At 69.3% G+C, this 18,971-nt stretch carries 19 protein-coding genes and 1 other RNA gene; 12 read left to right on the top strand and 8 right to left on the bottom strand.

Annotated features, from left to right (window positions below; translation table 11 throughout):
* Positions 1 to 257: 257 nt before the first annotated feature.
* A complete protein-coding gene (locus ACWEQQ_RS19385) occupies positions 258 to 1,226 on the bottom strand; it encodes an SPFH domain-containing protein (RefSeq protein WP_452349134.1) in 969 nt (322 codons plus the stop codon).
* A 274-nt stretch (positions 1,227 to 1,500) separates the two neighbouring features.
* Positions 1,501 to 1,931, bottom strand: an RNA gene (gene rnpB / locus ACWEQQ_RS19380) — RNase P RNA component class A.
* Positions 1,932 to 1,961: 30 nt separating this feature from the next.
* On the opposite strand from rnpB, the gene ACWEQQ_RS19375 reads away from it, so the two are divergent.
* On the top strand, positions 1,962 to 2,849 hold the full coding sequence (locus tag ACWEQQ_RS19375) for an alpha/beta hydrolase (protein ID WP_452339496.1): 888 nt from the start codon (positions 1,962 to 1,964) through the stop codon (positions 2,847 to 2,849).
* 21 nt (positions 2,850 to 2,870) lie between these two features.
* On the opposite strand, the gene ACWEQQ_RS19370 is transcribed toward ACWEQQ_RS19375, so the two are convergent.
* From ACWEQQ_RS19370 to cobC, 4 genes are all read right to left on the bottom strand, one after another.
* A complete protein-coding gene (locus ACWEQQ_RS19370) occupies positions 2,871 to 4,070 on the bottom strand; it encodes a bifunctional RNase H/acid phosphatase (RefSeq protein WP_452349133.1) in 1,200 nt (399 codons plus the stop codon).
* 165 nt (positions 4,071 to 4,235) lie between these two features.
* Positions 4,236 to 4,973, bottom strand: coding sequence for a zinc ribbon domain-containing protein (locus tag ACWEQQ_RS19365; RefSeq protein ID WP_452339626.1), 738 nt, complete (start codon positions 4,971 to 4,973; stop codon positions 4,236 to 4,238).
* Between the two features lie 208 nt (positions 4,974 to 5,181).
* The gene (locus ACWEQQ_RS19360; protein WP_452349189.1) at positions 5,182 to 6,312 is read right to left on the bottom strand and encodes a Nif3-like dinuclear metal center hexameric protein; all 1,131 of its coding nucleotides are present in this window, start codon (positions 6,310 to 6,312) and stop codon (positions 5,182 to 5,184) included.
* 64 nt (positions 6,313 to 6,376) lie between these two features.
* Positions 6,377 to 7,426 (bottom strand): Rv2231c family pyridoxal phosphate-dependent protein CobC, encoded by a 1,050-nt coding sequence (gene cobC / locus ACWEQQ_RS19355; protein ID WP_452349132.1) that lies wholly within the window; start codon positions 7,424 to 7,426, stop codon positions 6,377 to 6,379.
* A 44-nt stretch (positions 7,427 to 7,470) separates the two neighbouring features.
* On the opposite strand from cobC, the gene ACWEQQ_RS19350 reads away from it, so the two are divergent.
* The 4 genes from ACWEQQ_RS19350 (at position 7,471) to sigJ (ending at position 11,174) form a co-directional block, all read left to right on the top strand.
* Positions 7,471 to 7,956: a low molecular weight protein-tyrosine-phosphatase gene (locus ACWEQQ_RS19350; protein ID WP_452339498.1), complete on the top strand. Its 486-nt coding sequence runs from the start codon at positions 7,471 to 7,473 to the stop codon at positions 7,954 to 7,956.
* 17 nt (positions 7,957 to 7,973) lie between these two features.
* Positions 7,974 to 8,921, top strand: coding sequence for an SURF1 family cytochrome oxidase biogenesis protein (locus tag ACWEQQ_RS19345; protein ID WP_452339628.1), 948 nt, complete (start codon positions 7,974 to 7,976; stop codon positions 8,919 to 8,921).
* Between the two features lie 204 nt (positions 8,922 to 9,125).
* A complete protein-coding gene (locus tag ACWEQQ_RS19340; RefSeq protein WP_452349131.1) occupies positions 9,126 to 10,067 on the top strand; it encodes a cobalamin biosynthesis protein in 942 nt (313 codons plus the stop codon).
* A 141-nt stretch (positions 10,068 to 10,208) separates the two neighbouring features.
* Positions 10,209 to 11,174: an RNA polymerase sigma factor SigJ gene (gene sigJ, locus ACWEQQ_RS19335; protein WP_452349130.1), complete on the top strand. Its 966-nt coding sequence runs from the start codon at positions 10,209 to 10,211 to the stop codon at positions 11,172 to 11,174.
* 59 nt (positions 11,175 to 11,233) lie between these two features.
* On the opposite strand, the gene ald is transcribed toward sigJ, so the two are convergent.
* Together ald and ACWEQQ_RS19325 are read right to left on the bottom strand one after the other, a co-directional pair.
* The gene (ald, locus tag ACWEQQ_RS19330; protein ID WP_452349129.1) at positions 11,234 to 12,343 is read right to left on the bottom strand and encodes an alanine dehydrogenase; all 1,110 of its coding nucleotides are present in this window, start codon (positions 12,341 to 12,343) and stop codon (positions 11,234 to 11,236) included.
* A 54-nt stretch (positions 12,344 to 12,397) separates the two neighbouring features.
* Entirely contained in the window at positions 12,398 to 13,192 is a 795-nt protein-coding gene (locus ACWEQQ_RS19325; protein WP_452339502.1) for an MBL fold metallo-hydrolase, read from the bottom strand.
* A 139-nt stretch (positions 13,193 to 13,331) separates the two neighbouring features.
* On the opposite strand from ACWEQQ_RS19325, the gene ACWEQQ_RS19320 reads away from it, so the two are divergent.
* From ACWEQQ_RS19320 to ACWEQQ_RS19290, 7 genes are all read left to right on the top strand, one after another.
* The gene (locus ACWEQQ_RS19320) at positions 13,332 to 13,598 is read left to right on the top strand and encodes a type II toxin-antitoxin system Phd/YefM family antitoxin (RefSeq protein WP_452349128.1); all 267 of its coding nucleotides are present in this window, start codon (positions 13,332 to 13,334) and stop codon (positions 13,596 to 13,598) included.
* Complete coding sequence (locus tag ACWEQQ_RS19315; RefSeq protein ID WP_452349127.1) at positions 13,595 to 13,849, top strand: Txe/YoeB family addiction module toxin; 255 nt, start codon at positions 13,595 to 13,597, stop codon at positions 13,847 to 13,849. The genes ACWEQQ_RS19320 and ACWEQQ_RS19315 overlap by 4 nt, the downstream gene beginning before the upstream one ends.
* 155 nt (positions 13,850 to 14,004) lie before the next feature.
* On the top strand, positions 14,005 to 14,520 hold the full coding sequence (locus ACWEQQ_RS19310) for a gamma carbonic anhydrase family protein (RefSeq protein ID WP_354838296.1): 516 nt from the start codon (positions 14,005 to 14,007) through the stop codon (positions 14,518 to 14,520).
* A 141-nt stretch (positions 14,521 to 14,661) separates the two neighbouring features.
* Complete coding sequence (locus ACWEQQ_RS19305; RefSeq protein ID WP_169336781.1) at positions 14,662 to 14,835, top strand: hypothetical protein; 174 nt, start codon at positions 14,662 to 14,664, stop codon at positions 14,833 to 14,835.
* A 142-nt stretch (positions 14,836 to 14,977) separates the two neighbouring features.
* Positions 14,978 to 15,610, top strand: coding sequence for a TetR/AcrR family transcriptional regulator (locus tag ACWEQQ_RS19300; RefSeq protein WP_379378382.1), 633 nt, complete (start codon positions 14,978 to 14,980; stop codon positions 15,608 to 15,610).
* Between the two features lie 687 nt (positions 15,611 to 16,297).
* The gene (locus ACWEQQ_RS19295; protein ID WP_452349126.1) at positions 16,298 to 17,932 is read left to right on the top strand and encodes a CocE/NonD family hydrolase; all 1,635 of its coding nucleotides are present in this window, start codon (positions 16,298 to 16,300) and stop codon (positions 17,930 to 17,932) included.
* 243 nt (positions 17,933 to 18,175) lie between these two features.
* Complete coding sequence (locus tag ACWEQQ_RS19290; RefSeq protein WP_452339505.1) at positions 18,176 to 18,913, top strand: helix-turn-helix domain-containing protein; 738 nt, start codon at positions 18,176 to 18,178, stop codon at positions 18,911 to 18,913.
* The last annotated feature ends 58 nt before the right edge of the window (positions 18,914 to 18,971 follow it).

The raw sequence follows: 18,971 nt of genomic DNA, 5'->3' as shown, positions 1-18,971 counted from the left end.
GCAATTGTCATCCAACCCGTCGGTCCGTGCACGCGAACGGGAGAGCGGCGTCGCTCACGCCGCTCTCCCGCCGGCCATTTCCCCGCCCGTGGTCGCGGGGTCTACTTTCCGCGCAGCCCGTCCGGGAACTTGGCGCTGAAGAGTTTGAATGCGTATGCGATACCGAACAGCACCACGATGGCCGCCGGCTGAATCAGACCCGACATGATTGTTTCCTCACCTCTTGCCGCCGGACGCGCTCGGACCCGGTGCCCGCGCTACGCCGACTCCTCACCGCGGCCGGGACCCCCGGCCGCGTTCGTCTTCGCCTGCGTACCGGGCTGTTCCAGCGCCGCCAGGGCCTCCCGGATGCCGGGCTGGGCGAGCGCCGCCATCAGCTCGCCGAGGGCGGCGGGCTCCGGGGCCGACGGCTCGGCGGCCGGTTGCTCGGCCGCCGCTTCCGATCCGGCTGCCGGGGCGGGCGGGTGCCCGCTGCGTTCCAGGAAGCGCAGCAGTTCCACCGGGAACGGCAGCACCAGGGTCGAATTCTTCTCCGCCGCAACCTGAACCACGGTTTCGAGGAAGCGCAATTGCAGAGCGGCCGGGGCGTGGGCCATATTGGCCGCGGCCGCCGCCAGCTTCTCCGACGCCTGCAACTCGCCCTGGGCGGAGATGATGCGGGCGCGGCGTTCGCGTTCGGCCTCGGCCTGGCGAGACATGGAGCGCTTCAAGGCATCCGGCAGCGCGACGTCCTTGATCTCGACGCGATCGATGTGCACGCCCCAGTTGATGGCCGGGCTGTCGATCATGAGCTCCAGGCCCTTGTTGAGCTGTTCGCGATTGGACAGCAGATCATCCAGTTCGCTCTTGCCGATGATGGAGCGCAGCGAGGTCTGCGCCACCTGCGCGACCGCGAACAGATAATCCTGCACCTCGATCAGCGCGCGCATGGGATCGATGACCCGGAAGTAGACGACCGCATCCACGCGGACGGTCACATTGTCACGCGTGATCCCCTCCTGCGCGGGCACCGGCATGGTGATCACCTGCATGGAGACCTTCTGCATCTTGTCCACGCCCGGAATCAGCAGCCGCATTCCCGGCTCCCGCACCGCTCGCACCCGCCCCAGCCGGAATACCACCCCTTTTTCGTACTGCGTAACCACTCGCACCCCGGCCGCGAGTCCGATACCGGCGATCACTGCAAAGGCGGCGAGCCATCCCATCAACAGATACAGAACATCCATTGTTCGCTCCGCGAAACTATTTCCGCTCCATCGGAAATCCCGATGGCGTGCCTCCATCATGGCACCGGAGGATCGCCCCCGCGACGCAAAAACTCGCCACATGAGCCACCCGAGGTTCGCGGCCCGGCTCGATTCTGGACTGCGGCTGGAATAGACCTCCGCCGTGGAGCGGGGGAGCGCAGCGGAGGAGCGGAGGAGGGAAGAATCGAGCTTCCGGCTCCATAGACCTGCGCCTTGGCCGCGAACCCGCCGGAGCGGAGGCCGAAAATACGGGCGGACGAGTCGGTCTGTAAGCCGGATCCTGTCCCCGGTGGTTACCCACCGGGTGGCGACCATCCATCTGGACACACCGTTGCCGGGTGCCTCGAGCGGTCCACCCGCAGGCTCGGGCGAGCAGCCCTCGAACACCTGCGCAGCCGCACTCTCGCGAGTGCGGCCTTCGACCTTGCTCCGGGCGGGGTTTACCTAGCCGCGCCGGTCACCCGGCGCGCTGGTGCGCTCTTACCGCACCGTTTCACCCTTACCGGCGGTGCACTTCTCGCGAAGTGCGGCCCACCGGCGGTCTGTTTTCTGTGGCACTGTCCCGCGGGTTGCCCCGGGTTGCCGTTAACAACCGCCCTGCTCTCCGGAGTCCGGACTTTCCTCGGCGAGGGGCGGCGGCACATGCGTGCCCGTTCCCTTCGCCGCGGCCGCCCGACCGACTCGTCCGCGGCCACCAGGGTACGGTAGGGCCCCATGGAGCGTGTGGAGGTGGGGTTCCCTTCGGGTGGCGAGCAGTGCGCCGCATGGCTGTATCTCCCGGATGGACCGCCCAAGCCGCGCCCGCTGGTGGTCATGGGTCACGGGCTGGGGGCGGACCGGGAAATGGGATTGGACCGGTATGCCCGGCGGTTCGCGTCGGCGGGAATCGCGGCCCTGGCCTTCGACTATCGGCATTTCGGGGCCAGCGGCGGTGAGCCCCGGCAGATGATCAATATCGCCCGGCAGCGCGCGGACTGGCATGCGGCAATCGCCTTCGCGCGCACCGTCCGGGGGATCGACGCCACGCGAATCGCACTGTGGGGCAGTTCATTCGGTGGCGGGCACGTGCTGGCGGTCGCGCCCGACGATCACTACATCGCGGCCGTGGTGGCGCAGTGCCCGTTCACCAGCGGCCGGTCGTCGGCACTGGCGAAGGGGCCGATCAGCCTGATCAAGACCGGCACGCTGGCGGTCACGGATCAGGTTGTGGGACCGATCATCCGGCGCCCCATCAATGCCCGGCTGGCGGGCAAGAAGCATTCCGCGGCGCTGATGAGCGCCGCCGACGTGCCGGCCGGTTTCGGCCGCCTGGCCGAGGAGAGCGGGCAGTACCGGCCGAAGGTGGCGGCCCGCGTCGCCCTGTCGACGCTGTTCGACAATCCCACCCGGCACGTCAAGGACATCAAAGCGCCGGTGCTGTACGCGATCTGCGACAACGACTCGGTGGCCCCGGCCGGCCCGACGCTCAAGGCCGCGGAGCGCACCAAGCACGCCACCGTGAAGCGTTACCCCATCGGGCATTTCGAGATCTACTTCGACGACTGGTTCGAGAAGGCCGTCTACGACCAGACCGAGTTCCTGATGGCCACGCTGCGTCCCTGAACCCCGGTGGGGCCCAGGGGTTCAGAGGTACGAGGTGTCGTTGACCAGGCGCACCGAGGAGCCGCCGTCCGGATAGAACTCGGCGATGGACAGCGACGCCAGATCCAGGTGCAGCCGGTACAGCAGCGAAGGCCCCACCCCGAGCGCCAGCTGCAGCAGCGTCTTGATCGGCGTGACATGGCTGACCACCAGCACATTCGCGCCCGGATACAGCGCAACCAGATCCCGCCGCACCCCCTCGACCCGCTCCCGCACCTGGTCGAAGCTCTCGCCGCCGGGCGCCGGAATCGACGGATCCCCCAGCCAGCGGCCGTGCAGCTTCGGATCCCGCTCGCGGGCCTCCGGGAAGGTCATCCCTTCCCACGCACCGAAATCCGTCTCGGTCAATCCGTCCAGCACCCGCACCGGCAGTCCGAGCGCCCGGCCCGCCGCCTCGGCGGTCTCCTTGGCCCGCCCCAGCGGGGAGCACACGATCGCCTCGATCCCGCCCTTGCGCGCCAGCATGGCCGCCGCGTTGGCCGCCTGCTTCTGCCCGAGCTCGGTCAGCGGCGGATTCCCCCGCCCCGAATACCGCCGCTGCACAGAGAGTTCCGTCTGTCCGTGCCGGAGCAGCAGCAGCCGCGTCGGCCGTCCCACGGCACCGGTCCATCCGGGCGAGTGCGCGGTGCTCCCCGCGGCAGACCCACCGGTTTCCGGTACTTCGACGACACCGCCCGCGACCGCCGCGGCGATTTCCCCTACCGCCGAACCGCTGTCGACCGCCGCGGGACCGGCGGCCCGATCGTTCGCCAGCGCGGTGCGGACTTCGGCGACCGTATCGGCGTCGTCCATGGCCTCATTGGCCAGGCGGTCGGCGTACGAGTTCTCCTTGCGCGGAATCCAGGTGAAGCTCACCCGATCGAACCCGGCGACCAGCCGCCGCGCCCGATCGGCCAGCGGAATCATGGCCTCGTGCTTGACCTTCCACCGCCCGGACATCTGCTCCACGACCAGCTTGGAGTCCATCCGCACGGAAACCTCACGCGCACCGAGTTCGGCCGCGGCTTCCAAACCCGCTATCAGCCCGCGATATTCGGCGACATTGTTGGTGGTGACCCCGAGGAACTCCTTGCGCTCGGCCAGCACCCGCACCCGCTCGGCATCCCACACCACCGCGCCGTAACCGGCAGGCCCGGGATTCCCGCGCGAACCGCCGTCAGCCTCGACGATCACCAAGTCCACCAACGCTTCTCACCCTTCATGTCGTCCGTCATCCCGCACGCGGCGTGCTACCCGCGGCCACTCGTCCACGGCGGGCCGGCCGAGCTCATCACATCAGGACAGTGGAACGCCCTCGAGGCATTCCGGCACGGCCGCGCGCGGCGATCAGCGGCGCGCGGCGGGTTGTCACAGGCCGGACTGCTTGGTGCGCACCAGGATCGCGCCGCATTCGGGGCAGCGCACCACCACGTCGGGGGCGGTCTGGGAGATGCGGGAGATCTCGCCGCGGTCGAGTTCGATGCGGCAGGCGCCGCAGCGGCGGGCCTGGAGCAGGGCGGCGCCGACGCCGTAGCTGGTGCGCTGCTTGTCGTAGGTGCTGAGCAGCTCGGCGGGGAAGGAGTTGGCGAGGGCTGCGCGATCGGAGTCGCAGCGCTGCTGGGCGACGTCCAGGTCGGCGACCGCGTCGTCGCGGCGGCGCTCGGCGTCGATCAGATCGGCCTCGGCCTGGTCCAGGTTGGCGCCGGCGTGGTCGTGGTCGGCGGCGGCGGCCTCGCGGCGCTCCATCACCTCGATGAGGTCGTCCTCGAGGACCGTGCGGCGGCGTTCCAGGCTGCCCAGTTCGTGTTGCAGTTCGGAGAGCTGCTTGGCCCCGACCGACCCGGCGGTGAGCATGCCGCGGTCGCGGTCCTCGCGCTTGCGGACGGCCTCGATCTCGCCCTCCAGCTTGCGGATGTCGCGGTCCAGGTCGTCGATGAGGATCTCGACCTTCACCGCCGCGTCCTTGCGGGTGGTGCGTTCCCCTTCCAGCCGCGCCACTTCCTGCTGCTCGGGCAGCACCTTGCGGCGATGCTCGATCCGTGTCAGCTCGGCATCGACAGCGGCGAGGTCGAGCAGCTTGGCCTGGATCGATGGTTCGGCATTCAACGCGAAGGTCTCCTGGACGCTATGGACGAGTAAGACTCCCACCGTACCGTGTCCAATTTGCCCTACGCTTCGCTCCGGGCTGGTTCGCGGCCCCGAAGTCTCGATTCTTCCCTCCTCCGCTCCTCCGCTTCGCTCCCCCGCTCCAAGGCGGAGGTCTATTCCAGCCGCGGTCCAGAATCGAGACGGCCGCGAACCAAAAAGTGCCTGCTCAGCAGCCGGCCGCGCCGAGGGTCCACGGGTCGGTGCGCAGCGTCGAGACGCGGGTCTCGAGGCTCGGCAGTGCGGCGCGCACCACACCTTCCGCCTGCGCGCACCAGGGGAACTCGGTGGCCCAGTGGGCGGCGTCGATCAGGGCCGGGCCGCCCGCGCGCAGGTGCTCGTCGGCCGGGTGGTGGCGCAGGTCGGAGGTCACGTAGGCATCGACGCCGAGGCGAGAAACCTTGCCCAGGAACGAATCTCCCGCGCCGCCGCACACCGCGACGGTACGGATGACGCGGTCCGGGTCCCCGGCGGCGCGCACCCCCCAGGTGGTGGCGGGCAGGCCGGCGCGGACGCGAGCGGTGAACTCGCGCAGGGTTTCCGGGGCGGGCAGCTCGCCGACGCGGCCGATGCCCAGGCCGGAGGGCAGCGCGGCGCGCTCGGTCACGTGATAGAAGGGTTCCTCGTACGGATGCGCGGCCCGGAGGGCGGCCAGCATGGCGGCGCGCCGGGATGGCGGGGCGACCACCTCGAGGCGGTCCTCGGTGACCTCGTGCAGCTCACCGACCGCACCCACGGCCGGATTCGCGCCGTCGAGGGGCCGGAACTGTCCGGTGCCCGAGACCGTCCACGCCGCATCCGAGTAGGTCCCGCTGCTGCCCGCGCCCGCGGCGAACAGGGCGTCGAGCACTTCGTCGCGATGCGTGACGGGCACCGCCACCACCCACTTGTCCAGGGCGGTCCAGGGTTTCGGATCCAGCGGACCGGTCACGGTCAGCCCGATGGCGTGTGCCAGCGCGTCCGAGACCCCCGGATCGGCGGAGTCGGCATTGGTGTGGGCGGTGAACAGCGCGCATCCGGAACGGATCAGCCGGTGCAGCAGCCCGCCTTTCGGTGTATTGGCCGCGACGGTGTCCACGCCGCGCAGCAGCAGCGGATGGTGCACGACCAGCGCCTGCGCGCCCCATTCGATCGCCTCGTCCACGACCGCGCCGGTGGCGTCGACCGCGAACAGCACGCGCGACACCGGCTCGTCCGGATCACCGGCCACCAGCCCCACCGAATCCCAGGATTCGGCCAGCCCGGGCGGGTACGCCGCATCCAGCGCCGCCATGAGATCCGCCAGCCGCACCGTCGTCACCACAACCGAACCTCCTGTTCGCTCACCAGCCTGCGCCTCACTCACGAACGCACTGCGTCTCAACTCATAAGCCCACGTCGCGAATGGCCGCGACCAGCCGATCCACCTCGGCGGCGGGCCGCACCGCGACTCGCAGGAAAACCGTTTCCAGCCCCGGGAACGTATCACCACGGCGCACCGCGATTCCCTTGTCCGCGAGCTTCTTTCGCAACAATTCCGCATCCGGCACCCGGAGCAGCAGGAACGGCCCGTGCGCGGGCTCGTGCACCTCGACGCCGAGTTCCCGCAACCGTGGAATCATGGCGGCCCGATCGGCCGCGACGGTCCCGGCCCGGCGCTGCGCCTCCGCCACCGCGGCCGGTTCGCTCACCGCCGCAATGGCTTCCAGTTGCAGAGTGCCCAGCGGCCAGTGCGGGCGCCCGTGATTCAGCCGCGCCAGCACCGGCGGCGCACCGAGCACATAGCCGCAGCGCAGCCCGGCCAGCGCCCAGGTCTTGGTGAGGCTCCGGAATACGAGCACATCCGGATGGCTCTCTCCGGCAAGCGATTCCGGCTCCCCCGGCACCGCGTCGGCGAATGCCTCGTCCACCACCACGATGCGGCCCGGCCGCCGCAGCGCGCGGATACTGTCCGCCGGATGCAGCACCGAGGTCGGATTGGTGGGATTGCCCACCACCACCAGATCCGCGTCCTCCGGCACCACGGCGCCGTCGAGCGTGTACGGCGGCGCGAGCATCACCCGCGCGACCGATACCCCCGCCTCCCGCAGCGCCAGCTCCGGTTCGGTGAACGAGGGATGGATCACCGCCGCCAGCCGCGACCCCAGCCGTGGCAGCATGGCGAACCCTTCGGCCACCCCCGCCAGCAGCAGCACCTCGTCGATCGCCCGCCCGTGCCGGGCGGCCACCGCCGCGCGCGCTGCCCGCTCGTCCGCCGCGCCCGGATACCGCCCGAGCTCTCCCAGCCGTCCCGCCAGCCGCTCACGCAACCATTCCGGCGGCGCGCTCCCCTGGACGTTCACCGCGAAATCGACCATGCCGGGCCGCGCATCCACGTCCCCGTGGTGCCGCAGCCTGGCATGGTCGAAATCGGGAAACTCCGTGTCGTCCGGCACAGCCGTCCACCCTACGTGGCCGCCTCCCACGCCCACCGGACAGAATGGCTGTCGTGGGCGAGCTGCATGTGACCTTCATCTGCACCGGCAATATCTGCCGGTCCCCGATGGCCGAGAAGATTTTCGCCGTACACCTGGAACGTGCGGGGCTGGCGGATCGGGTGCGGGTGAGCAGTGCCGGGACCGGCAGCTGGCATGTCGGGGACGAAGCCGACTACCGGACGAATCGGGAGCTGGAGGCGCACGGGTATCCGACCGGGCATCGGGCCGCGCTGATCGGGCCGGATCATCGGGCGGCCGATCTGCTGGTGGCGCTCGACACCGGGCACGAGCGGGAGCTGGCCCGGCTGGGGGTGCCGTCGGATCAGCGGCGGCTGCTGCGGAGTTTCGATCCGCACGCGGACGGGCGATCGGTGCCGGATCCGTACTACGGCGACCAGTCCGATTTCGCGCTGGTGCGCGAACAGATCGAGGCGGCGGTGCCGGGTCTGCTGGACTGGGTGCGCGAACAGCTGGGGGAGGTCGCATGAGCTCGGTGACCTCGCTGCTGCGGCGCTTCACCTTCCTGCTGCGGCCCAGCTGGCTGATTCTCGCCGTGGTGGTCGCCGGTTTCGCCTACCTGTGCTTCACCGTGCTGGCCCCCTGGCAGCTGGGCAAGAACACCCGCACCTCCGAACGCAACGACCGCATCGCGAATTCGGTGCACGCCGACCCGGTCGACATCACCGGCATGCTGTCGGGCAGCGGCAAGAACACCGAGTGGCGGCGGGTCACCGCGAACGGCGTCTACGTGCCGGATTCGACCGTGCTGGTCCGGCTGCGCCACCTCGACGGCCAGCCCGCCTACACGGTGCTGGCCGCCTTCCGCCTCGGCGACGGGCGCACCCTGCTGGTGGACCGCGGCCAGGTGGCAGCGGCCGCGGGCGGCACTCATCCGCCGATCGTCGCCGCCCCGCCCACCGGCACCCAGCAACTGGCGGCCCGCATCCGCGCCTCCGAGGGCGTGATCGAGAAGAAGCCCCCGACCACCGAAGACGGCTACCGCCAGGTCTATACGACCGACACCCAGCAGGAAGCCACGGTCCTCGGCATCCCCCTGACCCCCATCCCCACCGACGGCCTGGGCGGCTACCTCCAGCTCGAGTCCGGCCAGCCCGGCGCCTTCACCCCCGACCCGCTCCCCCAGCTGGACTCGGGCCCCTACCTCTCCTACGGCCTGCAGTGGCTGGCCTTCGGCGTCATGGCTCCCCTCGGCCTCGGCTACTTCGTCTGGGCCGAGATCCGCGCCCGCCGCCGCGAAAAGTTCGAAGCCTCAGCCCAGCCGACCACCACCGGCGTGGCAGCCGCCGGCTCACCGGGCGACGCCGACCAGCCCGATAGCACCGCCGCGCCCGCCCCCACAACAGCGACGAAACCCAACGACCCGGCCCCCGAGCCGAAACCCACGACAAATGAAGCTCGCCTCGCCGACCGCTACGGCGGCACGCGCCGGTAGACCTGGGCTGCACCGTCGCGGCGCATTCCGCATGCGCACAGCCTCGGTCCGCGCCGGGGGCGACGAAGGCTGAAAGGCACCCGGGTGTGCACTTCTCATCGTCCGGATATGCGACCTGGCCGCGCAGCATCGGACAGCAGCTCGGCCGTTCTCCGCGCCGCGGCTGAAGTCGGCCGGGCCTGTCGCCTCCGCTAACCTCGCCGGGTGCGAACGGGAATTGCCACTGCGGCGGGACTGCTGCTCGGGTTCGGGTTGGACCGGGCGCTGGGGGATCCGCGGCGCGGGCATCCGGTGGCCGGATTCGGTTCGGCCGCAACGAAGGTGGAATGGCTCACCTATCGGAACAGCCGCGTGGCGGGGGTTGTGCACGAGATCGTGCTGGTAGGTGCGGTTTCGGGGCTGGGGATCGGATTACGGCGGGCCGTCGCCGGACGGGCGCTCGGTGAGGCGGTGCTCACGGCTGCCGCGACCTGGACGGTGCTGGGCGGGACGAGCTTGGCACGGACCGGGCGGGCGATGGCGGATCGGCTCGAATCCGGCGATATCGACGGGGCGCGAGCACTGCTGCCGTCGCTGTGCGGGCGGGATCCCGAGGTGCTCGACGTGGACGGGCTGGCCCGGGCGGCGCTCGAATCCATTGCGGAGAACACCTCCGATGCGACTGTGGCGCCGCTGTTCTGGGGCGCGGTGGCGGGTGTTCCCGGCTTGCTGGCGTATCGGGCGATCAACACCCTCGACGCCATGGTCGGCTACCGCAATGACCGCTACCGCAACTTCGGCTGGGCTGCCGCCCGCACGGACGATGTCGCGAATCTCGCGCCCGCCCGCGTCAGCGGTCTCGTCACCACCGCGCTGGCTCCGGTCATCGGCGGTCGCCCGGCCGATGCGTGGCGGGCATGGCGGCGCGATGCGGCCAAGCATCCGAGCCCGAATGCCGGTGTGGCGGAGGCGTCCATGGCGGGCGCGCTGGGCGTAACCCTCGGCGGCCGCACCGAATATCGGCACGGCACCGAGCTGCGGCCGACGCTCGGTGACGGTCCGATCCCCCGGGTGCGTGATCTGCGCCGGGCGGTGCGGCTCTCGGAAGCCGTGCAGGTGGCCACCGTGGTCGCCGCCGCGTCGGCCGCCTACCTGCGGCGACGCTGATCCGGCCGCGCGAATTCACGAACCGTTCGGTCGTCTTCGCTAGATTTTCCGGAAGGAATGTCACAGTCCGCCGACCTGTTTCGTCGGTGCTGTGGACGGTTCGCCCCACCGGGGCGGACATGAGTGAAGGGCGAGGGTGCGATGAGTGACGGACGGCCGGACGGGCCCGATCAGGTCGAGCTGGCGCGACGGTTCGAGGAGCATCGGGGCTATCTGCGGCGGGTCGCGTACAGCACGCTCGGCAGTCTCAGCGACGCCGACGATGTGGTGCAGGAGGCGTGGCTGCGGCTGGTGCGCTACTACGAGACCAGTCCCGAGGGCGCGGATATCGAAAACCTGCGCGCCTGGCTGACCACCGTCACCGGCCGCCTGGCCCTCGACCACCTGGGTTCGGCGCGATCGCGGCGCGAACAGTATGTGGGCGAATGGCTTCCGGAGCCGGAGATCACCACCTGGGACGATCCGGCCGACCGCATCTCGCAGGACGAGCGCGTCACCACCGCCCTGCTGGTGGTGCTGGAATCCCTCTCCCCCGCCGAGCGGACCGCCTTCGTCCTGCAGGACGTCTTCGGCATGTCCGGCCCCGAGGTCGCCGAGGTGGTCGGCCGCACCCCCGCCGCCGTGCGCCAATTGGCCTCGCGCGCCCGCAAACACGTGGAGGACGGCACGCCCCGCTTCCCCGCCAGCGCGGACGAGCACGAGAAGGTGGTCTCGGCGTTCGCGGTGGCCTGGCGTTCCGGTGATCTGAGCGCCCTGCTCGGCGTGCTGGATTCCAATGTCACCTTCACCTCCGACGGCGGCGGCAAGGTGCAGGCCTTCCTGCACCCCATGCACGGCGCGGAGAAGGTCGCCAAGACGCTGCTCGGCTTCCTCGATGTCGCATCGAAGGTCGGTGGCGCGTGGGGCCGTTCGGTACTGGTCAACGGCCGCCCGGGCCTGGTGGTGTTCGACGGCAAGTACACCGGCGTCTTCGCGTTCACCATCGACGACGGCCGGATCACCAAGATCGACGTGGTCCGCAACCCGGACAAGCTGCACGGCATCCCGGCCGAAGGCGCGGAGCCCGACTGGCCGCTCGGCGGCACCGCCGGAGACAGCGACGCCTGAACCGCGGAAACCGCGGGCCCGCAACCGGATTCATCCGACGGCGGGCCCGTCGTCGTCCGTCAGGACGCGACCCGCGTCACCGGCCCGAGCCCGTGCGCGGCGGCCACCTCCGGCGAGTAGAGCCGGCCGGCGTCGGCCGTGAGCCCCTGGGCCAGGCCGGGATCGGTGGCGCAGGCGCCGGACCAGCCGAGATTCGCGATGGCGCCGACATACGGCAGCGTGACATTGGTGAGCGCCACGGTGGAGCTGTGCGGAACCGCGCCCGGCATATTGGTCACGCAGTAGAACAGCGAATCCGCCACCTGGAACGTCGGTTTCGCGTGCGTGGTGGGATGCGAGCTCTGGAAGCACCCGCCCTGATCGATGGCGATATCGACCAGCACCGAGCCCGGGCGCATGTGGGCGACCAGACTGTCGGGCACCAGTTTCGGAGCCCGCGCGCCCGGCACCAGGACCGAGCCGATCACCAGGTCCGCCGCCAGCACCGCCTTCTCGAGCTCGGCCGCGTTGGAGCCGATCGTGGTGACCCGCCCGCCGAACCGGGCGTCGAGTTCCCGCAGTCGCGCGATATTGGTGTCCAGTACGGTGACTCGCGCCCCCATGCCGACCGCGACGACCGCCGCATTGCCACCGGCCACCCCGCCCCCGAGGACCGTCACGTCCGCCGGCGGCACCCCCGGCACTCCGCCGAGCAGCAGGCCCGCCCCGCCCTGCGGCGACATCAGGTGATAGGCCCCGACCTGGCTGGCGAGCTTGCCCGCCACCTCGCTCATGGGCGCGAGCAGCGGCAGCGACCCGTCGGCGGCCCGGACGGTCTCGTAGGCGATGGCGGTGATGCCGGAGCGCAGGATCGCGTCCGTGCAGTCCCGCGAAGCGGCGAGGTGCAGGAAGGTGAACAGCACCTGCCCCTCCCGCATGCGCGAATATTCCTCGGCGATGGGCTCTTTCACCTTGAGCACCAGTTCCGCCCCGCCCCAGACCTCGTCCGGGCCCGGCAGCACCCGCGCGCCCGCCGCGATGTAGCTGGCGTCGCCGAATCCGGACCCCACCCCGGCCCCGGCCTCGACCAGCGCCTCGTGCCCGTGCCGCACCAGTTCCCCGGCGCCGGCCGGGGTGAGGGCGACGCGATACTCCTGCTCCTTGACCTCCCGCGGTACCCCGATTCTCATACCGCCATCGTTCACCCGCTGGAGCCGCGCCGCCATGAGCGCCACGGCCCGATTTCAGGAGGCGATCGCGGCGACGGTCAAGACCTCGCCGGGGGTCGGAATGCGCAGCCGGTCCGCGCGGCCGGCGAGGGTGAAGCGGTGGGTCAGGTAGTCGAGGTGTTCGGAGAAGTGCGCCCAGCCCTCGGCGTGGACCGGCACGATCACCGCGTCACCCAGCGCCTCCGAGGCGTGGACCGCGGTGCGGCCGTTGAGGGTCAGGTCGTGATCGCCGAAGCGGTCGGTATTGGCCGCGCCGACATTGAGGATGGCGATATCGATGCGCCCGAAGCGTTCCGCGATCCGGCGCACGTAGTCGACCGAGGCGTTGTCCCCGGAGACGTAGACGGTCGGCAGCCCGTCGGCCTGCAGCACGAACCCGGTGACCACCCCGGTGAACGGCTCGCAACCCTCGGGTCCGTGCAGTGCGGGCACCGCGGTGACGGTGACCGCGCCAATCTGCACCGACTCCCACTCTGCCAGTCCGCGAACACCTTCCATGCGCCCGGCGGCGTCCGGCGTGGACAGCACCGTCTCGACCCCCGCCACGAATTCCCGCCCGGACTGGTCGAGATTGTCCGCGTGCTGATCGTGCGAGAGCAGCACCACATCGACCGGCCCGATCTCGGCGGCGGGCACAGCCGGCCCGCTCAGCTTGTAGAGCGTGACGCCGCCCGGGTACTCACCCGGCTCGTCGAAGGTGGGGTCGGTCAGCCAGATCAGGTCGCCATAGCCGAATCGCACTGTGGGGCCGCCGATGTGGAGGAGCTCGAGGGTGGAGGTGGCCGCTGCGGTGTCGATCGTGTTCGTCATGGCATCGAGTCTCGCAAGGACGCCGCGATGCACGACAGCGGCCCACATGCCGAACGGCGACAAGATCGGGCCACATTCCCTATCGAGTCGTACCATAATCCGGTACCATTGATCGTGACAGAGCGAAAGGATACCTGTTATGACTTCAATGTCCGCCAGTGAGGCACGCGCCAAGCTGTACCCGCTCATCGAACAGGTCAACGACGACGCCGTCGCGATCCACATCACCAGCCGCAATGGCAACGCGGTGCTGATTTCCGAGGACGAGTACAACTCCCTACGCGAGACCCTGTATCTACTGCGGTCCCCCGCCAACGCGGCACGCCTGGCCGAAGGTATCGCCCAGGCCGAGGCCGGGGAATCCACCGAAGTGAACATGGACCAACTCGCGGAAGGGCTTGAATGAAAGTCACTTTCGTCAAAGTTGCATTCGAAGACTTCGAACACTGGGTGAGCACCGATCGCAAGATGGCGTTGCGGATCATTCGCCTGATCGGCGATATCCAACGCGACCCATTCGACGGTCTCGGCAAACCCGAGCCGCTGAAGGGCGACAAGTCCGGATATTGGTCGCGCCGCATCAACGACGAACACCGCCTGGTCTATTCGGTCACCGGCGACACAGTCATCATCGTCCAGGCGCGTTACCACTACTGACACCCGAACGGCAATGAAGCGCGGCCGGGACCACCCGGCCGTGGCACCACGCCCGCGGCCCATCGGGCCCTCTTCCGCCGGGCTTGACCGAGCCGAGTCCGCCGGCGCGGCTCCCCGCGGCGGCCCGGCGCCCGGCGGGGGCTAAGTTCGGGGCTATGAGGATTCAGCTGGGTGAGCACGTGCCGCAGATCGACGAGAGCGCGTGGGTCGCGCCGAACGCCACCGTGGCCGGGCGGGTGCGGCTGGAAGCCGAAGTGAGCGTCTGGTATTCGGCGGTGCTGCGCGGTGACATGGATCAGATCACCGTCGGTGCGCGCAGCAATATTCAGGACGGCTGTGTGCTGCACGCCGATCCGGGCTTCCCGTGCACGGTGGGCGAGGGAGTCTCGGTGGGGCACAACGCGATTCTGCACGGCTGCACGGTCGGCGACGATGTGCTGATCGGCATGGGCGCCACGGTCCTGAACGGCGCGGTCATCGGGGCGGGCAGCCTGATCGCGGCCAACGCGCTGGTTCCCGAGGGCGCCCAGATTCCGCCGGGCTCGCTGGTGGCGGGGGTGCCGGGCAAGGTGCGCCGGGAGCTGAGCGAGGCCGAGCGTGATCACATTCGCCTGAATGCGACCGCCTACCTGCACAACACGGCCGTGCACCGCCAGGGTCAAGAGGCGTGACTGAAGGGGGCATGTGAGAATCCCCACACTGAACAAGTGACCATAAAGGCCGCTGTTAGCATCGTGCGATGCGTACCCGGCGGCCCGGGCTGTGCCGCCGCCAGCCGGGTGCGCGCTCGGGGCTAGCAGGAGGTTTCAACGGTGTCGTACGAGCACGACGGTATGCACCGACGGCGCATCAGCGTGGCCGATATCGCCGCGCAGCCAGGGGGAATCGAGGCGCTCCAGCGCCGGGTGCACGAACTGCGTTCCAATGGCATCGATTTCGCCGCCAATGCGATAGAGAGCGAAATGGCCGCGCTCGACGTCCGCTGATCGGGCGCGGTGTTCGCTGATCGGACGGGGTTGCGACCGCAACCCGCCGGCGATGCGATAATGCGGCTCGACCTGTGCGCCACTGCGCGCCTTGGCCGTTCACCGCAATGTCGCGGTCGCCAACCGATCGACTGGAGACTCGATGCCGTCCGTGCCCACCATCCTGCAACGCATCCTGGAGAAGCCGCGGGCCGAAGGCGAACAGCTGCTGGAGAGCGCGCTGTCGGCATTCCTCGACTTCGGGATCAAGCGAACCAGCATGGGGGAGATCGCGCGTCGCGCCGGCATCAGCCCGGCCACCCTGTACCGGCGCTTCGAATCCAAGAACGATCTGGTCGAAGCGGTGGGCGTGCGCGAGGCGCAGCTGTTCATCGCCGAGATCGACAAACGCGTGCAGGAGGCCACGGCCACCGGCGAATCCGGGGACGATCAGCTGGTCGAGGTCTTCGTCGCGTTCATCACCCAGCTGGCGAGCAACAAACTGCTGCAACGGCTGCTGCGCACCGAGCCCGACACCATCCTGCCGCGCCTGACCACCGAGGCCGGGCCCATTCTCGCACTCGGGCGCACCTACCTGGCCGAGAAACTGCGCGTGCTGCAGGCTTCCGCCGACGTGCCCGCCTTCGATGCCGACCTGGTCGCGGAAGTGCTTGCCCGCCTGGGCCAGTCGCTGGTGCTGACCCCGGACGGCCTGATCCCGCTGACCGACGAGACGGCCGCACGCGAGTTCGCCCGCCGCACCGTGCTGCCCATGATCGGCGTACAGCCGGCCTGACCCGCCCCGGAAACGCACGCCGCGCACCATCGCCCGGTAGCCCGGATACGGCGAACCCCCTGCCCCGTACCCGGGTCAGGGGGTTCCGGCGGCCGTATCCGGCCGGCCGCCCGCTTCTCTGTGCCCGACTATCCTCGCGGGCCTAGATGTTTCCGGCGAACGCGCCGGCACTACCCGCCGCGCCCGCGGCGACCGCGCTGCCCGACATGAGACCGACGGCGGCAAGGATCAGAGCAACCATTTCATGACCTTTCGACTGTGTACTTCGAAGACGCATGGAAAGTTACTGCCGCTCAATACCCCTGGACGAGACCCGAACTCGAACTCTGGGCGGACTCCATGGCGATACCCAGCACCCTCACAGTTCACTATCCGGTTGCGGTGTGATACGCCGGGCGCGAACCCGCGGCGCGGCGACCGACCACTCGATACCGACGAGTCGTTATTCCAAATCGCCTGGCACACAATGGAACTCACGACTTCCAAATCGTTCACGGCAACTCTGTCACCGGCGTAGCATCGACGGTATTCGGGATTGGCAAAGGCCTTCCAGCCCTGAATGATTCGCGAATTCCCTGGACCGTTTGCACGGCGACGACTCGCGTCGGCCGAATTTCCACTCCGGGAGGTCTATCGCACGCTGCCCTCGAAAGTTGTTCGGAATACCGAGGATCGAAGGGATTTGTCATGTCGCACGCTCACCCGGGTCAACTGCGCCTTTTGGCCCCGAACCAGGAATCCGATGTTCTCGCGGTCGTCGACGACCTGCTCACCGGCAATGCCACCGGAGTGCCCGAATACCTCGCCGAGGACATCGCGGCCGTGCGCAACCGGTGCGGCATCCGCCAGGTGCAGATTCCCGGTGCGGGCGGCGTCGAGCTCGACGCGCTCATCGCCTGGCCGCGCGCGGAGGGGCCGCATCCGCTCATCGTCCTGCCGGCGGGCCTCGACAAGACCGGCTGGAAGATGTACTCCGGCGCGGTCGTCCGACTGCTCTTGCGCGGTTACGCCGTGGTCGCCTACACCGAGCGCGGGCTGCCCGGATCCGGGGGCGAGCTGACCGTCGCCGGTCCCGAGGACGTGGCCGACGGATGCGCGGTTATCGAGTGGGCGTTGAACCATGATGAGCTGCGCGCCGATCGGGAGAAGGTCGGGATGGCGGGCATCTCCTACGGCTCGGGCATCAGCCAGCTGGTCGCCAACGCCCACCCGGCGGTCAAGGCCGTGGTCGCGCTGAGCACCTGGGCGGATCTGGGTAAGGCCCTCTACGACAACGGAACCCGGCACATCGTGGCCGCCGAAGCCCTCGCCGGTATCAGCGACCGCCCCAGCGAGGACTTGCAGAAAGTGCTCGAATCCTTCCGGGCCAATACCGATATCGACAAGGTGCTCGACTACGCCCGACCCCGCTCCCCCGCCGAGGCCGACCAGATCCGCCCGGTGCCAACGTTCTTCACCAGCTTCTGGCACGAGACCATCTTCCCGCAGAATCAGCTGATCGATTACTTCGACCGCTTCCCCGGGCCGAAGCGACTGGATCTGGCGATCGGCGACCATGGCGCGGTGGAGATTCCCGGCTTGTTGCTGGGCGTCTACACCCGGACCACCGAGGCGGCCTACGACTGGTTCGACCACTATCTGCTCGGCGTCGACAACGGCATCGACAGCGACGGGGTCGTGCACACCGAGACCATGTACAGCTTCACGATGACCTCGTCGAACGACCTGTCCGCGTGGTCGAATCCCGTGCGCCGCTACCACCTCGCCGCGCCCTCCGGCGCGTCCCCCGACGGCACCCTGGTCACGGATCAGCCGGCGACCATGAGCCAGAGCTTCCAGGCCGGAACCGAACAGGTCCGGGCAGCCACCGAACTGGTGATGGACGGCTTCCGCGAACGCCTGCTGATGCCCAACCGCCAGCCGCTGGCCGAGGTGGACCGCACGCGAGCGGCGGTCTGGCACACGCGGGTCTTCCTCCGGCCCCGCCACATCGCGGGTATCCCCGAGATCGCGCTGACCGTCACCCCGTCCAGCACGACGGCCACGCTGATCACGTATCTGTTCGACCACAACCCGGTGACCGGGGCGCTGCGGATCATCACCCATGCCGCGGCGACCATCGCCAACCGCGGCCCGGAGCAGACCAAGACCATCCGAGTTCCCCTGCAGGCCACCGACTATCGGGTCCCCGGCGGCCATCGGGTCGTACTGATCGTCGACACCAACGACCACTTCTACGGTGACGAGACCCAGCCCGGCAGCGTCATCACCCTGTCCAGCGATCACGGGCCCTGCTACATCGATCTTCCGATGGTGCCCTGACCGGACCGACTCGCGGGCGGCCGGTGCATGGCAATAGCACGGCCGCACCGCGGTCACAATGCCCCGAACCAACACAAACGGGATATTCTGACCGACTCCTCGGCATCGCACCCATGTGGCAGCATCCGTAATCGGGTTGCTCGTCGATGACTGCGAGCGGGAACGGCGACGATCGGGTGTTGGGAAGGCGGGTCTTCGGTGTCCGGAGACGAGGAAAGCGGTTGGTTTGCTGAGGATATCGCGGTGCCGACCTTCGGCCAGGCGCTGCGGCGGCTGCGCGACGAACGCGGCTTCTCCCGCGAGCACCTGGCCTACACGGCGGGTGTGAGCGCCAGCTACATCACGGCCCTGGAGAAGGGCGAACGGGGAAACCCGACGCGATCGGTGGTCGATTCCCTGATGCGCTGCCTGAACCTGATGTCCCCGCTGACCCCCACCGACCGCCGGCATCTGCACGAACTGGCCGGGCTGCGCATACCCGAAACCGCCGACCCGGAGGAACTGCACGCCGCCATCACCCCGGATCAGCAGCGCGCCCTGGCCCTGTTGGAACCGGCCCTCGCCGCCTACCTGGACCCGTGCGGAAACGTCCTCGACTCCAACGACTCCTGGAACGCGGCCCTGCCCGGCCTCCGCGAGGAGGGCAATGTCTTCCGCTGGATGTTCGGCAACGAACAGGCGAAAGTCGTCGAGGTGGACTGGGAATCCGAAGCCCGCCAATACGTCCAATGGCTGCGCATGACGGTCGGCCGCGCCCCCGACGATCCCGTCTTCACCACCTTCGTCGCCGATCTGGCCCGCTTCCCCGACTTCCGCCGCTTCTGGTCCGAAGGCGGCGTCGACTTCACCCCACCCGTCCGCACCCAACGCCTCCGCGACCCCGACTCCGGCGAAATCCGCGAATACAGCGTCCAAGCCGGCCCGGTCCACAACGAAACGTACCCGGACCGAATAACCCTGTTGCTCTGCCTGCCACTCTGATTCGATTCGGGCCTCAACGCAGAAGCGGAGTTCGTGCCGATTCGGCACGAACTCCGCT

The organism is Nocardia sp. NPDC004123, from assembly GCF_053603795.1.
Note: the sequence above shows the minus strand (reverse complement) of the source record. Positions and strands in the feature narration are given on the sequence as shown.